This is a genomic window from uncultured Agrobacterium sp., assembly GCA_913777615.1.
Lineage (GTDB): Bacteria > Pseudomonadota > Alphaproteobacteria > Rhizobiales > Rhizobiaceae > Agrobacterium.
In genome coordinates, this window is sequence record CAJYTK010000020.1 from 42,750 (window position 1) to 57,501 (window position 14,752).

General features: G+C 58.6%; 17 protein-coding genes. 5 read left to right on the forward strand and 12 right to left on the reverse strand.

What is annotated here, in order from left to right; all coding sequences use genetic code 11:
* Window positions 1-138 precede the first annotated feature (138 nt).
* Entirely contained in the window at window positions 139-684 is a 546-nt protein-coding gene (locus QZ862_RS17755; protein WP_296101206.1) for a terminase small subunit, read from the reverse strand.
* Between the two features lie 159 nt (window positions 685-843).
* On the opposite strand from QZ862_RS17755, the gene QZ862_RS17760 reads away from it, so the two are divergent.
* Window positions 844-1,368 carry a hypothetical protein gene (locus QZ862_RS17760; RefSeq protein WP_296101207.1) on the forward strand — a complete coding sequence of 175 codons (525 nt, stop codon included), beginning with the start codon at window positions 844-846 and terminating at the stop codon, window positions 1,366-1,368.
* A 530-nt stretch (window positions 1,369-1,898) separates the two neighbouring features.
* Here the strand turns inward: QZ862_RS17760 and QZ862_RS17765 are convergent.
* The 9 genes from QZ862_RS17765 to QZ862_RS17805 form a co-directional block, all read right to left on the reverse strand.
* Window positions 1,899-3,035, reverse strand: a complete 1,137-nt coding sequence (locus QZ862_RS17765) for a Fic/DOC family N-terminal domain-containing protein (protein WP_296101208.1) — start codon at window positions 3,033-3,035, stop codon at window positions 1,899-1,901.
* A gap of 377 nt (window positions 3,036-3,412) precedes the next feature.
* Window positions 3,413-3,973: a hypothetical protein gene (locus tag QZ862_RS17770; RefSeq protein ID WP_296014303.1), complete on the reverse strand. Its 561-nt coding sequence runs from the start codon at window positions 3,971-3,973 to the stop codon at window positions 3,413-3,415.
* Entirely contained in the window at window positions 3,970-4,380 is a 411-nt protein-coding gene (locus tag QZ862_RS17775) for a hypothetical protein (RefSeq protein WP_296101210.1), read from the reverse strand. Before QZ862_RS17775 ends, QZ862_RS17770 begins: the two co-directional genes overlap by 4 nt.
* Entirely contained in the window at window positions 4,377-5,015 is a 639-nt protein-coding gene (locus QZ862_RS17780; RefSeq protein WP_296101211.1) for a hypothetical protein, read from the reverse strand. The genes QZ862_RS17775 and QZ862_RS17780 overlap by 4 nt, the downstream gene beginning before the upstream one ends.
* Window positions 5,008-5,499, reverse strand: coding sequence for a DUF1376 domain-containing protein (locus QZ862_RS17785; RefSeq protein WP_296014308.1), 492 nt, complete (start codon window positions 5,497-5,499; stop codon window positions 5,008-5,010). Before QZ862_RS17785 ends, QZ862_RS17780 begins: the two co-directional genes overlap by 8 nt.
* On the reverse strand, window positions 5,492-5,698 hold the full coding sequence (locus QZ862_RS17790; protein ID WP_296101212.1) for a hypothetical protein: 207 nt from the start codon (window positions 5,696-5,698) through the stop codon (window positions 5,492-5,494). Before QZ862_RS17790 ends, QZ862_RS17785 begins: the two co-directional genes overlap by 8 nt.
* A 331-nt stretch (window positions 5,699-6,029) precedes the next feature.
* Window positions 6,030-6,161 carry a hypothetical protein gene (locus QZ862_RS17795; RefSeq protein ID WP_296101213.1) on the reverse strand — a complete coding sequence of 44 codons (132 nt, stop codon included), beginning with the start codon at window positions 6,159-6,161 and terminating at the stop codon, window positions 6,030-6,032.
* Window positions 6,158-6,388: a hypothetical protein gene (locus QZ862_RS17800; RefSeq protein WP_296101214.1), complete on the reverse strand. Its 231-nt coding sequence runs from the start codon at window positions 6,386-6,388 to the stop codon at window positions 6,158-6,160. The genes QZ862_RS17795 and QZ862_RS17800 overlap by 4 nt, the downstream gene beginning before the upstream one ends.
* Window positions 6,381-6,896, reverse strand: coding sequence for a hypothetical protein (locus QZ862_RS17805; protein WP_296101215.1), 516 nt, complete (start codon window positions 6,894-6,896; stop codon window positions 6,381-6,383). The genes QZ862_RS17800 and QZ862_RS17805 overlap by 8 nt, the downstream gene beginning before the upstream one ends.
* A gap of 84 nt (window positions 6,897-6,980) precedes the next feature.
* On the opposite strand from QZ862_RS17805, the gene QZ862_RS17810 reads away from it, so the two are divergent.
* Entirely contained in the window at window positions 6,981-7,580 is a 600-nt protein-coding gene (locus QZ862_RS17810; RefSeq protein ID WP_296014315.1) for a LexA family transcriptional regulator, read from the forward strand.
* Window positions 7,581-8,015: 435 nt separating this feature from the next.
* Window positions 8,016-8,183, forward strand: coding sequence for a hypothetical protein (locus tag QZ862_RS17815; protein WP_296101216.1), 168 nt, complete (start codon window positions 8,016-8,018; stop codon window positions 8,181-8,183).
* Between the two features lie 67 nt (window positions 8,184-8,250).
* Here QZ862_RS17815 and QZ862_RS17820 read toward each other — a convergent pair whose 3' ends face one another.
* Entirely contained in the window at window positions 8,251-8,634 is a 384-nt protein-coding gene (locus QZ862_RS17820) for an acyl-CoA thioesterase (protein WP_296014318.1), read from the reverse strand.
* 342 nt (window positions 8,635-8,976) lie between these two features.
* Between QZ862_RS17820 and QZ862_RS17825 the strand changes: the two genes are divergently transcribed.
* The gene (locus QZ862_RS17825) at window positions 8,977-9,183 is read left to right on the forward strand and encodes a hypothetical protein (RefSeq protein ID WP_296014319.1); all 207 of its coding nucleotides are present in this window, start codon (window positions 8,977-8,979) and stop codon (window positions 9,181-9,183) included.
* Between the two features lie 63 nt (window positions 9,184-9,246).
* On the opposite strand, the gene QZ862_RS17830 is transcribed toward QZ862_RS17825, so the two are convergent.
* The gene (locus QZ862_RS17830; protein WP_296101284.1) at window positions 9,247-11,007 is read right to left on the reverse strand and encodes an ABC transporter ATP-binding protein/permease; all 1,761 of its coding nucleotides are present in this window, start codon (window positions 11,005-11,007) and stop codon (window positions 9,247-9,249) included.
* A gap of 414 nt (window positions 11,008-11,421) precedes the next feature.
* Between QZ862_RS17830 and QZ862_RS17835 the strand changes: the two genes are divergently transcribed.
* The gene (locus tag QZ862_RS17835) at window positions 11,422-14,751 is read left to right on the forward strand and encodes a transglutaminase family protein (protein ID WP_296101217.1); all 3,330 of its coding nucleotides are present in this window, start codon (window positions 11,422-11,424) and stop codon (window positions 14,749-14,751) included.
* Window position 14,752: the final 1 nt, after the last annotated feature.

The window sequence follows — 14,752 nt, forward strand, 5'->3', positions numbered from 1 at the left end:
GTCTGATTTGAAAGGCCGGCGCTGCATATCTCGGTAAGCACTGACACGCCCCAAATTTCGACGGGGCGCCTGTTCAGCAACGGCAGTCGTCAAGGACAGTCGCATCGCCGGCACCGTCACCCTTAGCAACGAAACCCGTTAGCCCAAAGCTCGCGCCTTGGCCCGCGCCAACCGCTCGGCCAGCGACCCACTAACCTCGACCTCGACCTTCTCCCGAAACGCCTGCACATCAATATGCTTGCCAATCAGCTCCAGCCGCTTAATCCGGTCACTGAGTTTCACCTGCGAAACCCGCCCGATCGCCTCGCGGCTCTCGCCACGCCCCTCGAACAATTCCTTCACCTCAACCGCCGCAACCATCCCCTGCCGCCAGATCAAAGGCCACTGATCGACGGGCTTCAGCCCGCCATTCTCATCGTAAAGATCGGCAATATCCGCCAGCGCCTCTTCGGCAAGACGCGACAGCAACCAGTCCGCATGGATTTGCGTGCGCTTCGAACGCTGCTCCTTCGCCGTGTCAATTGCGTCTCTGACCGCCGGAGTCCGCAACAGCTTCCACGCTGTCTTATCCGGGTAAGAGCGGCTATACCCTGCCCGGAGCGCGGCTTGGCTGGCATTCAGATCGACAAGATATTCCTCAACGAAAGCCTGCTGCCTCGGGGTCAATGGCCGTGGTGTTGTCATAGGAGCTGGTCTCAGTGAGGCGTTACGGTGAGGCATGCGAAAGGCAGAGGAGAGCGCCACCTGCGACAGCCAAATCTCTGCACCAGTTCACTCATTGTTTATTGATTACGTAGCTCCCGCCATGCATTCTCAGATAGGCGATTTATACCCAGGACACTCATGAGTACGTGGCTACAGATTCTGCCTGCTTTAAGCGGCTTTGTTGGCGTTATAGTTGGCTCCGGTTGCTCGCTTATCGGTCAGCACTGGCAACGACGACATGATGTCACCCAGCGAAAGCAATCGATCTCCTTTGCTATCGCAGCAGAAATAGAAGCTTACATAGAAATAGTCGATCAGCGGGAATGGGTGCAACTTGCCGAAGTTTTGATCGCGCAGGCTATAGATGGACGTATCCCAAAAGTGGAAAATTGGCTACCTGAGCAGGAACAAGCAAAGGATCCGTTTCCTATATTCGCGTCCAACATGGCTAACATCGGAGTGTTGGGACCCATCACTGGCCCTTTAGCCAAATTCTACACACGGGTTGTCGGCATAAGAACGACCGTCACGAGTTTGCAGCTTGGAGTCTATGACGATCTAGGCCCAGAGGGTATAGCGGGAGTGATCCGCCGCGAGGTTGATCTCTGGTTAGAGACGGTCGTTTTAGGTCGAAAATTGGTCCAAGATTTACGTGCTTTGTAGAAGGATAGAAAACAACCGCTGGAGTTATGATAATACCTCACTTTTAAAGAGGACTAGAAACTTCAAGCTGAACGTCTTCGTGCGGAGCTGACCGAAGACCACCCTAACAAGACAGATGCTTCAATGAGCCAGAAACGCAAAAAGCGACCCGAAGGCCGCTCCCAAATACAATTCTTCAAATATGAAGACATGTCATTTATCGCTATTTCGGGAAGAAAAGTCAAACGCTAAAATCCTCAAAACTCAAAAATCTTCTAAAGCTCTGAAAAATATATTTTAAAATCCACTGATCCAAAGGACGATTTGTATAGAGAACCCGCTTTGACGGCTGGTGCGACATTCATCGTCAGTAGCGGCAGGCATTTCGAGCATCCTGCCGACAAGGCGTTCGGCATATCGGTGATGAGAGCCGGAGATTTCGCGGCGGAATTGACGAGAAGGAGACAATCAACATGAGCACCTATCTCCTCAGATTTTGACCTTTGCTTTCACGGCCTCTGCAAGCGGTAGCAAAGGTCAAAAGCAGACCATTAGTCACGAACGATCTGCAAAAGCGGCTCAAAACTATAGAGCGCTGGCCGTCGACCGGCAGCAGGCTCAAGAGTCCGTATCAGCCCGCGTTCGGACAAGATGCGCGTGAACCGGTGAGCGGAGGGTCCAGGAATTCCAGATTTTTTGGTGAAAACGTTATTCCTGAAAACTGGACGCGAAAAAAGGAAGTCCAGAGCCGCTGTGCTCCACTGCGATGTCAGGAGTTGCGGAAACTCTTTTTTCAGCTCTTCGTAAAGGTCGCGAATCCGTTCGGCTGTTGCCAGGTTTTTTTGCGCCTGGGCTTCCAAGGCTTCGAGAAAGAAAATGATCCACTCGGTCCAAGCCCCCGACTTGGACACGTCACGCATAAGATCGATATATTCATCGCGGCGATCTTCAAAATAGCTACTGATATAGAAGTGCGGCGCGGAGATCGCTCCGGCTTTCCAAAGCATGAGGGTGATCAACATCCGCCCAATTCTGCCATTACCCTCTTTGAACGGATGCAGGGCCTCGAACTCCAGATGAGCGACTGCCGTCTTGATGAGAATCTGCCAGTCATCCGAGTCGATGAACGCGAAAAGACGATCCATGCCATCTTGAAGTTGTTCGGGTCGCATTGGCACGAAATGAACTTTGCGGCGCATTCGATCGGCGAGATAATTTTGCTCCGTCTTATACTCGCCGGGGGATAGATGCGCGCCGCGACCGAAACCAAGAAGAACGCGATGCGCGCTTTTTACGAGAAAGCCGGACAGTGGCGCTCCCTGCTCCATACTGCGCTGGGCGGCTGACAGGGCGCGAGTGTACAAAAAGACCTCAATCGCTTCATTACGATAGTGGCCACCCGTCTCGTCACCGCTTTCTTCCTGATCGGCTTCATATCGCAACACTTCGTCGAGCGTACTGACCGTGCCTTCCATACGGGAAGACACAACGGCTTCTTGATTTCTCAAGGGCGCCAGCAGAATCTCGCTATTATGCATGCTCTTGAGCATTTGATCGTAGCGCGCCAGAGCAGCGGATGCGGATGCCACCGTCGTAATGAGTCTGCCAGCATCGATGGACCGCGGTGGAAACTGATCATAGTGATATTCGACCGCTTCAGAGAGGTCCAAGCCTGGGCGCTGCGCCATTGTGATGTCCGAGTTTCAGGATTCTTGACGTATCAGCTACGATGTAATGCCTGATCACGGAGCCGTTGTCTATCAAGAATGGTTATTTTTGATAGACAACACGGTTTGATGTGCATCTGTATCACTCAAACCCATTTGATTTTCAAAATACCGGATTATTGATAGTCAAATCCTTTTGCGTATCACGCATGCGAGACAAGCCGGTTTGTCTTTCAAAAAGCGACAATTTTGAAAATCAACCTCTTCTATGCACCGGATCGTTGTTCATCCGGCGTGGGAAGCCACTTGAAGCTATGTAAGGGCTTCTCGCATAGCCCATAAAATTGGCGTGGCGAGGGCGACGCGAACGCCGCCGCCTTCAAGACTTTTCACCCCAATCACACCCCAAAAAACCGCGCAAGCACATTGCACACCACCCGCAAGTCCCCCAGCATATGGTGCTGCCGCTCGCCCTTGATCACGCAGAAATCCAGCGCTGCCCAAAGGTTCTGCCGTAGCTCGTTCTGCGCGGTCTGGACGGTCTTGCGGCATCCGTCATAGCGGGCAATCACCGCCTTGCACCATTTCTCGTAATCCTCGCTGATCGTCTGGGAGGGCGTGCTGCGCTCGCTCCTGTCGCGTTCCCCATCCGGCGCCTTGATCGCCATCATATAGGATTGGCGCAGTTCCAGAAACCGCACCGCGCCCTCATACTGGTCGTCGCTCAGGCCGTCGCGTTTGCCGAGCATGTTCAGCGTGCCGATATAGGTTGCCGCCCGCGGATCACGCGCTTCTTCCATGGTCACACCCATGCGGCTTGCCCGCGCTTTCAGCGCCACGCTGTCTGCTGGCGCGTGGGCGCGGCCGGATCTTGAGATGCGCCCATTCGGCTCGCGCGCCACATTGATCACCTTGCGCCGTCCGCGCTTCTGCTTCAGTTTTTCGGCCTTGCTGGTCATGCTGCTTGTCCTTCCGATGTTGCGTCACAAAGTTCGTTTGATGTCGTTTCTGCGGGCCAGTGGGCAGCTTCACACGCCGCCGCTTGTGCCTTCGCCTTTCGGTAGAGATGCAGAATGGAGGTGTGGTCGCGGCGCATGAAGCGGGCGATCTGTGGGTAGGTCTTGCCCAGCGCATCGCGAAAATGCACCACCATCTCCATCCGGATCCGCACCAGCCAGCGGGCGCGCACGTCGCTGCGCACCAGTTGCAGCGTGGCGTCCGGGTGCTTTTCGAGAACAAAGCGCGCCGCATCCGCCATGCTGTCGCGGGCGCGCGCCTCCAGCGGGCTGACGAGGCGCAGAAACCCGTCCACGCGGCTCGTCTGGATCAGGGTGAAACTCAGCTGTGTTTGCGGATAGAGGCTCATCGTCTGTCGTCCTTGCCGATGCGTGTCTTTGAAATCTTCGAAGGGTGCTGCGGCGTCTTTTTCATCGCATCCAGCGTCGCCTGCACCTGCGGGTCGAGAGAGCCATGCAGGAACCCGACCCTTGCCGGGGCCCCGGCACGCGCCTCAGCCACAATCGCCCTCACCCGCGCTTTCACCGCAGGATCAGCCCGCTCGATAGCAATCAGCGCCCGCCGTTTTTCATCCGCCGCACGATCGAACAGCCGCGAGGCCTCGGTGCGCAGCGCATAGCGTTCGGCGTGAAAAGGCGCGATGATGGCTCTGGCCTGCTTGCCGAACTCCGCGCAGGTCGGCACGAACTGGCCGGTATGGTTGGCAACCCGCCCGGCCATAAAATCATTGGCCGCCTCGCACACCGCCCACTCCGGCAGATCGGCGCAAACCCCGCGAAACTCCCGGCCAAAACCCGCCACATCCATGCCCGGCTGCGGTCGAAACTGGCCAATCAGCCGCAATGCAGTATCGCGAACGGTCTCAGCTGCGGCAGGCGCCAGAAGCCGGTCGATTTCCTGCACCCGCAGGGCAATCTGCCGCGCACGCTCTCGATATCGCTCCGGCAGCCGGTCGAACTGATCCTTGGCAATGAGGTCAAACATCCTGGAAAGCCTCCATCAAAACATCGCGGGATGATTTTTTCGGCGCGACCGCGCCTTTAGAAAAATCGCCAGATTTTTCTTCTATGGCTGTGACTCTGGAAGCAGTGCTTCGGCTCTGCGCCCGCAATGCCTTCGCATCGCTGTTTTTCTCAGCCTTCCAACGGGTTACGGCGCTATCCCTGGCTTTCGCCTTGCGCTCCATGGCCTTTTCCCGCTCCAGCCGAAGGCGCTTCTGCACCCATTTCTTCCGCCGCTTGTCGAGCTTCCAGAACGCCATCACCACCGGCTTCATCGCCCGCCACTTGGCCGGCGAAACCTTGGCCTGCAGCGCCAGCAACGCGTCGTCGTCAACAAGCGAACAATCGGGAGAGCGCCAGGCCTGAAACAGCAGCAGCAGATAGGCGCCATGCTGCTCGGTGGTCAGATGCACCGTGTCGGCGAGATACGCATCGGTCCAGAACGGCATGAAAGGCAGGTTAGCCATTGGCATTCTCCGCGCGCATCGGCGGCGTGCCCCAGGCGTCCTTGCCGGGGTGATACTTGATCACCGCCACATTCGCCGCCCGGCTTTCTTCGCGAAGCCGGGCAAGCTCGTTGTAAACATCGGCTTCCGTGCGCCCCAGAATGTAGGCGATCTCGGCGGTGTCATATCCGGAGCGGAAAAGTGTCAGTGCCTTGCTCATGCGTCATCTCGCTTCTCGCCATAAGGCGGCAAAGGTCTCCCGCCGTCTGAACCGGTGGCGCAGACGTCAGGCTTGGTCTTGGCAATGGTGATCTCCCGCCGCACCGTCACGGCGCGGTCGAGGCGCGTAAGGCCGAAAGCTCGGCGCTCCGGCTCAAAGTCTGCCTCCCGACAAGCACATCCAACCGTCCACTTGGGACGGCAAAGGCTTCGAGGTAGGAAGGGGTTGGGCTGACGGCCCGGGGAGGATAAGCCGTCAGCCCGCTTTTGATCGCCGGAGAGGAGAAGCGATCAAAAGCTGATATGCAGTCATGCGGCAAACACTCCGGCCTTCACGCCGCCAGCCGTTCCCGGTTGATGCGCTCCATCTCGCAAAGAAGCTCGGCCTCCAAGGCCTCGATGTCGATGCGCACATCCCCATCGTCATGCGTCGCTGCAGGATGCGCAGTGCTGCTTGTCGTCATAGCCGCGCCGCCTCTTCGATTGTCAGCAGCGCGCAGACTGGGCGGGCAAAGGTCACGGTGATCCTGATCAACGTGTTCCAGTCCGGCCCGCGCTCGATCAGGTCATGCAGCTCGTCCAGTTCCTCGATGGCATATTCGACATCGACGACACCCGCGTCGCTTCGATATTCGGCCACCGCCTTCCAGCGCGCCACGCCCAGACCGGGCTTTTCCAGAACGTCAGTCATGCTCTTTCCCTTCCCGTATTTCGACCGGCGTCACCGCTCCGCACGCGTCGCAGAACCGCTCGATCTGGTGTTCGATGGAAAGCGGACGCCGGCATTCGCGGCAGCCGATGTAACTCTGCTGAAACGCGGCGCGGCGCGCCTGCGTGGATGCTTCGATACGAACGGAACTCATGCGCGCAAATCCTCCTTCAAGGGAAAGCCCCGCCTTCGCCCCGCCCCGATGCCTGAGAGCAGACGGCCCGGCAAAAGACGCTTCCGCCTTTCGCCTCAGCGCGTGCCGCTCACCAAAGACATCGGGGCGCAGGTCCAGACGAGGGACAAACCCATCCCCCGCCATTCGCAAAGCAGACACCGTCTCACCCGCAACCGCTTGCGTCGCGCAGACGTGCCCGGCGTCGGGCAGCGGCGGCAAAAGCAACGGCTTGTCACAGCTGCTTGCCGCAGCAAGCCCGGCTTGAAAGCCACCTGCCTCGGCGGCATGGTTGATGTGATGACGAAATCTGTTCATACAAGAAAACTAGTAAAAATCCAGGCGCCCGTCAACTAGTTTCCTTGTGTGCTTTTCCACAAGCGTTCTGGTAATAACTAAGCCATGGGAATTATTGGCGAAAATCTGAAGTCGATCAGGAAGATCAAAAATCTTTCGCAGGCGAAAGTTGCGGAACTGTCTGGCGTCAGCCAGCAGCTCATCTCGCAGCTCGAGACCGGCTTGACCGAAAAGACCACGGAGCTTCCCGCTCTCGCCCAGGCGCTCGGTGTCGGCGTCCATGAGCTCGACCCATCCTACACGCCGGATGCGGAGGGCATTCCCACGTTAAGCGTGCCCTATCTCGCCTGGGTCAGCGCCGGCGCCATGATCCGCGATGACATTGCCGATGAAGCGCTTGGCCTCATCCGCGTGGCGGATTTGCCGGCCTCCGGAGACTGGATCGCCTTGAAAGTCATAGGAGATTCCATGGATCGGATCTCTCCGCCCGATTCCGTCATCTTCGTCGATCGCAGCGACCGCAACCTCGTACCCAATGGCTGCTATGTCATTTCAGACGTGGAAGGCAACGCCACATATAAGCGCTACCGCTCAGGCCCCATGCGCTTCGAGCCGGTTTCGACCAACCCGCAGCATGAGCCGATCTTCCCGGACAACGATCCCATCATTGTCGGTCGCGTCCGCCGCTCGATCATCAACATGTAAACCATTTGGGAGGACTGCCCTCCCGATCCTGGACCACCCCCGCCTGACGGCGGCTACCACGCAAGGCCCTGCGTTCCCAACGCGATTCTCTCTTTGTTCTCATATCTACTAGTTTTCTTGTTGACATAGCTACTAGTATTATAGTAGACGTTGCTCGCTCATCAGGGGGTAAGACGACTCGGGGATCGAGCAGTGAATTCTCCAGCGAGACAGCGATGACGAGGAGGTTCTCCCATGACCGCACCTGGCTACATCATCGGAAAAGACGAGATGCTGCTCATTGCCACCCGCTGGCGCGATGGCGATACGGTTCTTCTGGAAATGCCCGTGCGCCTTTAAAAGGCGCAAGAAATCCAGGCCCTCATCGATGAAACAACCTCCGAAAACTGCACGGTAATTGGCGTCGATCTTTACGACTTCAAGGCCAAGAAGGGCATGTCCATCGCCGAGGATTTCGATCTCCGCTCCTTCACCGAGCGGGAGGAAGACGGCAGGGAAGAAGAGGCACGCGACGAGATCGCTCGACACCGCCGCCTGCGCCACGGCACCGGCCTCTACAACACGCTGAACCATGTGCAGCAGGACATCCAGTCGCGGGCGTGATCAGGACGCCCCAACCACTGAACGACATCGCCAACACACGCAGCCAAGCACATCGAAGGCAAAACCCTCACCCCTTCACCGGCCTCGGGTTGCCCGCCTCGTCCACCGCCACCATGATGAAGATCGCTTCCGTCACCTTGTCGCGGGATTGCTGCGAGTGGCGGCGCGTCCAGGCCTCGATCTTCAGCGTGATCGATGTGCGGCCGATCTTTTCGATACGGGTGTAGACGCACAGCGTATCGCCGATCTTGACCGGCTTCTTGAAGATGATCTCGTTGACGGCAACGGTCACGGTGCGCCCGCCTGCAGCGTCATTGGCGCGAACGAATGCGGCAAGGTCCATCTGCGACATCACCCAGCCGCCAAAAATATCCCCTGCGGGATTGGCGTCGGCCGGCATGGCAAGCGTCCGCAGTGTCAGTTCCATATCGGTAGGGGGTTGGGTATCCATGAGCTTAAACCTCTTGATCGCGCACCTCCCAGTGCCGCGATACCCTATTCGCCCGCCCCCCGAAAAGAGCCATTTCGTCGTGGCTGGTTTTCGTTTCCGGCATGCCGGCCTTGGCACGCCTCAACAACACCGCATGTTGAAATCGATCCGCGCCAATAACAAGCCTCGTGTGCGGATGTTGCTATGCGCACATCGAAATAGAGCCGCATGTCACATTCCGCCGAATCGCATTAATACTGGGGCGCACAAGTTTCGGTAACGCTTCATTAACTATAGTGGGTCAATCTCTTAATGAATTAGCGTGTGTTCACATACTTCCAGATGCAGGGCGGGGCTCTAAAAATGGCATATGACTGGAGTGGGAATGACATCAAGCAAAGGCATTATGACCGCGTGATCGTGGCTGCCTTGCTTACCCTTGTATCGATTGCGGTCACGGCACCTTTCATGCTGCATTTCGAAACCGACATGACGGCGAAAGCGCAGGCCGAAAACCGCGCGCCGATCATCATCGAAGAGGCCCGGACTATTCGCCTCGCGCGGTCTTGACGCGAGTATTGACAGCAAGAAAGCGCTCAGACAGCGGGTTCGGACAATAGATCGAGCCCGTCTTTACAGCTGCTGCTCCAGATCCAGATGGAGCGTTCGCGGCGACATCGTTTCCATAAAGGCTTCCGATCGCCCGATATAGACGACCGCCGTGTCGCGCATGCCATTCAGAACCGCCACCAACCGGTCGATCGTGTGCTTCTCCAAACCTTCCAGAAGATCGTCGATGAACAGCCAGCGCGGCTTCAACAGCAATGCATTGGCCACCCGGATACAGGCTTGCTCGTCGGAATCGAACTTCTGGTCCCAGCGGATCGCGTCGTTCATCTTCGGAATGATGTGGCCAAGGCCACAGGCTTCCATGGCGGCCAGAAACTCGTCTTCCTTGAACTTCTGCGGCGCACGCGGATAGGACAGGATCTCGCGCAAGGGTGCCGCCGGCATGTAGCCGTGCTGGGCAATGAACAGTATCTCTTCGCGCGGCGGTACGGTGATCTTGCCGCGCCCCCAGGGCCATAGCCCGGCAATCGCGGCAAAGAATAGCCGCCGGTTCACGCCCTGGTCGCCATTGATCATCACCCGGTCGCCAACCGCAATTTCCACCGGGTCTTCGCGCAGGCGGAAGGTGCGCCGTCCATCCTGCCCTCCGGCATCGGGAATGATCTCGATGGCCGAAAGCCGCACGATATCGGTGGCCACGCGCTCCACCTCGATGGCATTGCCATGGCGCTCCACACTGTCCATCTGGATCAGCGCGTGACGGAAGATCGAAACGCGCTGCAGCGTCGCCTTCCAGCTGGCGATCGGGCCGAAATTGTCGATATACCAGCGCAGCGCCACATTCACCTGGTTGAAGGCGCCCACCGCCATCATCAGCCCACCGAAGGTCAGGTTGCCGGAAAAATAGACAGGCGCGGCAATCAGGATCGGCGCGACGATGGCAAGCCAGCCATAACCGGCAGACACCCAGGTCAGATGCGTCAGCGCCATGGCAAGCCCACGGATCACGCCCAGCACCGCGTCGATATCGCCGCGAATGCGGTGGCGCTCGTTCTTTTCACCGCGCGAGAGCGTGATGGCGGTGAGGTTTTCGCTGGCGCGCATCAAGGAGAAGCGAAGCTCGGCTTCCTTCGAGTAGCGCTCGGCATTCAGTGGCACCAGCCGGTAGCCGACAAGGTTGGAAAGCAGCGAGGCAGAGCCCGCATAAAGCAGCGCCGCCCAGACCATATAGCCCGGTATCGCCACCATCTTTCCGCCGATTTCCAGGGCAAAGCCAGCGGAAAGCCCCCAGAGAACGCCAATGAAGCTGACGAGGATGATGGTGGCGTTGACGAGACCGATGGCAAGTGCCGTGCTGCTTTCGGCCAGGTTGCGCACATCGTCATGCAGGCGCTGGTCTGGGTTGATGGCAATGGTGCCGAAGCTTGCAAGCTTGGCGGCGCGGCCGGGCTTCAGCCACTGATCCACCATGTCTTTCGCCAGGCCCTCGCGCATGTTCAGCGCTGTCATCTGGTTCAGCCAGGTCTGGAACACGTTGAGCAGCAGCAGGCAACCGGCAATGATGGCGAACACTTCGAGTTGGTGGATGAAGGCGTTGATATCGCGCCGCTCCAGCGCGTTGTAGAAGGGCGCATTCCACTCGTTCAGCTTCACCTGCCCATAGGCCGTCACGAGGATGATGGTCAGCAATCCGCAGGCCAGCAGGATAAGCCGTCCGCGCACGGGAGAGCCCCAGAACGCATTGCCCATCATGCGCAATTGCGAGCGGAAATTGAGATCGAAAAGCGCATAAGCGGCTTTCTCTTCCGGAGAATTTCCCTGCACTGTCAATGGACCGCCACTTTCTGAAATCGTCGAATCACAACAGCTTACAGCAATCAACTGTCGACCTCTCGGATGACAGCAATATCACTCCGCCCGCCCTTGTCCACACAACCCCGAAGTGTTGCCTGAAATACCGCCGCATCGAATGCGCTACCGGGTCGAAATGTTCCTTGCATTATTTGCGTGCATTGCACAAAGTCGATGCAACAGAGGGGGCGGAACAATCCGCAAATGCCGGTAAATAAAGGCGAAGGGCGAGAACGCGATGATAGTTTTGAAATGGCGTGAGACGATCTGGATGTGGGACTGGGCGAAACACGCAGACGATACGGTCAGTATCGCCGAGGCTTTTTAACGAAGTCACCCGCCAAACCGGCCACGCCATTTCAGTATCATAATCGGGACCTCGCCCTCATGTCGATCAAGGCCAGCATTTATCACCTGACGCATTACAAATACGACCGGCCGGTTCGGCTGGGACCGCAGATCATCCGGCTGAAGCCCGCGCCGCATTCGCGCACCAAGGTCATCAGCCACTCGCTGAAGGTCACGCCCTCCAATCATTTCGTCAATCTGCAGCAGGATCCTTACGGCAACTTCCAGGCTCGGTTCGTCTTCCCCGATCCGGTCACCGAGTTCAAGATCGAGGTCGATCTCGTCGCGGATATGACGGTCTACAATCCTTTCGATTTCTTCGTCGAGGAAAGCGCCACCAAATGGCCCTTCGATTATCCCGAGACGTTGAAGGACGACCTATCGATCTACCGCAAGCCGGAAGAGACAGGCCCGTTGTTCGATGCGCTGATGGCGACCATCGACAAGACCCCCGGCCAGACGACCGTCGATATGGTCGTCGGCATCAATGCAAGGCTCCAGCAGGAGATCGGTTACGTCATCCGCATGGAGCCAGGCGTCCAGACACCGGAAGAAACACTTCTGTCTGGCAAGGGCTCTTGCCGCGATACCAGCTGGCTTCTGGTGCAGGTGCTGCGCCGCTTGGGTCTCGCCGCCCGCTTCGTGTCGGGCTATCTCATCCAGCTGGCACCGGATCTGAAGGCGCTTGACGGACCATCGGGTACGGAAGTGGATTTCACCGATCTGCACGCATGGGCGGAAGTTTATCTGCCGGGTGCTGGCTGGGTCGGGCTTGATCCGACGTCCGGGCTTCTCACCGGCGAAAGCCATATTCCGCTGTCGGCCACCCCCCATTATCGCAATGCCGCTCCCATATCCGGCGGCTATTTCGGTGAGGCCAATACCGCATTCGACTTTGACATGAAGGTCACGCGGGTGGCCGAACATCCGCGCATCACCAAGCCGTTTTCGGATGAAAGCTGGGAAGAACTGAACGCGCTGGGCGAGACCGTGGACCGGGTGCTGACCGCGCAGGACGTGCGCCTTACCATGGGCGGCGAGCCGACCTTCGTCTCCATCGACGATTTTGAATCGGAAGAATGGAACACCGGCGCCGTCGGCCCCACCAAACGGCAAAAGGCGGATATTCTGATCCGCAAGCTGCGCGAGCGCTTTGCCCCCAATGGCTTCCTGCATTACGGCCAGGGCAAGTGGTATCCGGGCGAAAGCCTGCCGCGCTGGACCTTTTCGCTCTATTGGCGCAAAGACGGCAACCCCGTCTGGCGCAATGCCGATCTCGTGGCTGAGGAGGGCAAGGATACCGGCGTCAGCGCCGTCGATGCCGAACGGCTCCTCACCTCGATTGCCGGCCATCTGGGAATCGAGCCCGATCTGGTGCTTCCGGCCTATGAGGATCCGGCGGAATGGCTGATCAAGGAAGCCAATCTTCCCGACAATGTCGATCCGTCGAACTCCAAGCTCAAGGACCCGGAAGAGCGCAACCGTATCGCACGCGTCTTCGAACGCGGCCTGACGGAACCGACCGGCTATATTCTGCCCGTCCAGGCGTGGAACGCGCAAAGCTCCGGTCATCGGCGCTGGGTCAGCGAGCGGTGGAAGACACGCCGCGGCAAGATCTTCCTCGTACCTGGCGATAGCGCTGTCGGATACCGCCTGCCGCTTGGAACGCTCCCCTACGTCCCGCCATCGCAGTTCCCCTATATTCACGAGGCAGACCCTTCCATTCCACGCGGCCCGCTGCCCGATGCCGTGCCGCCTTCGGCGCGTAGCATGCCGGAAGCCTCCTTCCAGGCGGGCGATGCGCCAAACCTTGGCCGCAACGAACAGGTCATCAGCGATATAGCCGGAACGGTGCGCACCGCCCTTTCCGTCGAAGCCCGCGATGGACGCCTTTGCGTCTTCATGCCGCCGGTCGAGCGCATCGAGGATTATCTCGATCTCATCGCATCCGCCGAAGCCGCCGCCACCGATCTCGGCCTGCCCGTCCATATCGAAGGCTATGCGCCACCGCATGACGAGCGCATGAATGTCATCCGCGTCGCCCCAGATCCGGGCGTCATCGAGGTCAATATCCATCCGGCGGCAAGCTGGAAGGACTGCGTCGATATCACCACCGCCATTTACGAGGACGCACGCCAGTCGAGGCTCGGCGCCGACAAGTTCATGATCGACGGTCGCCACACCGGTACCGGCGGTGGCAACCATGTCGTTGTCGGCGGCGCAAACCCCAATGACAGCCCCTTCCTGCGCCGCCCTGATCTTTTGAAGAGCCTCGTGCTGCACTGGCAGCGCCACCCCTCGCTCTCCTATCTCTTCTCCGGCCTTTTCATCGGCCCTACCAGCCAGGCGCCGCGCATCGATGAGGCGCGCCACGACAGCATGTACGAGCTGGAAATCGCAATGGCGCAGGTCCCGGCTCCAGGTGAAGGCGTTCCCCCGCTCCCCTGGCTGGTCGACCGCCTGTTCCGCAATCTGCTCGTCGATGTCACCGGCAACACCCATCGCTCGGAAATCTGCATCGACAAGCTGTTTTCGCCGGATGGCCCGACGGGTCGTCTTGGGCTGGTCGAGTTCCGTGGCTTCGAAATGCCGCCGAATGCGCGCATGTCGCTGGCCCAGCAATTGCTGGTGCGCGCTCTGATTGCCCGTTTCTGGAAGAACCCAATCGGTGGCAGCTTCGTGCGCTGGGGCACCGCCCTTGCCGATCGCTTCATGCTGCCGCATTACGTCTGGAGCGATTTCCTCGACGTTCTGGCCGATCTTCGCGAACACGGCTTCGACCTCAAACCCGAATGGTTTGCAGCACAGCTGGAATTCCGTTTCCCGTTTTTCGGCGAGGTGGAATATGAGGGCTCCAAGCTCGAACTGCGCCAGGCGCTGGAGCCATGGCATGTGATGGGCGAACAGGGTGCGATTGGCGGTACGGTCCGCTACGTGGATTCTTCCGTCGAGCGCCTTCAGGTGCGTCTCGAGACCGCCAATCCCGCTCGCTACACCGTGTCCTGCAATGGTCGCTCCGTGCCGCTGAAGCAGACGGAAACCTCAGGCGTCTCGGTCGCGGGCGTACGCTTCAAGGCGTGGCAGCCGGCGTCCGGACTGCATCCGGTGCTGCCGGTCAACTCGCCCTTAACATTCGACATTTATGATACGTGGTCGAACAGGTCGATTGGCGGCTGCATCTATCATGTTGCCCATCCGGGCGGGCGCAACTATGACACCTTTCCCGTCAATGGAAACGAGGCGGAAGCGCGTCGACTGGCGCGTTTCGAACCGTGGGGACATACGGGCGGCCAGTATACGGTCTGGCCGGAAAGCGTGTCGCCGGAATTTCCGCTGACACTCGATCTGCGACGCCCGCAAGGAGTATAAG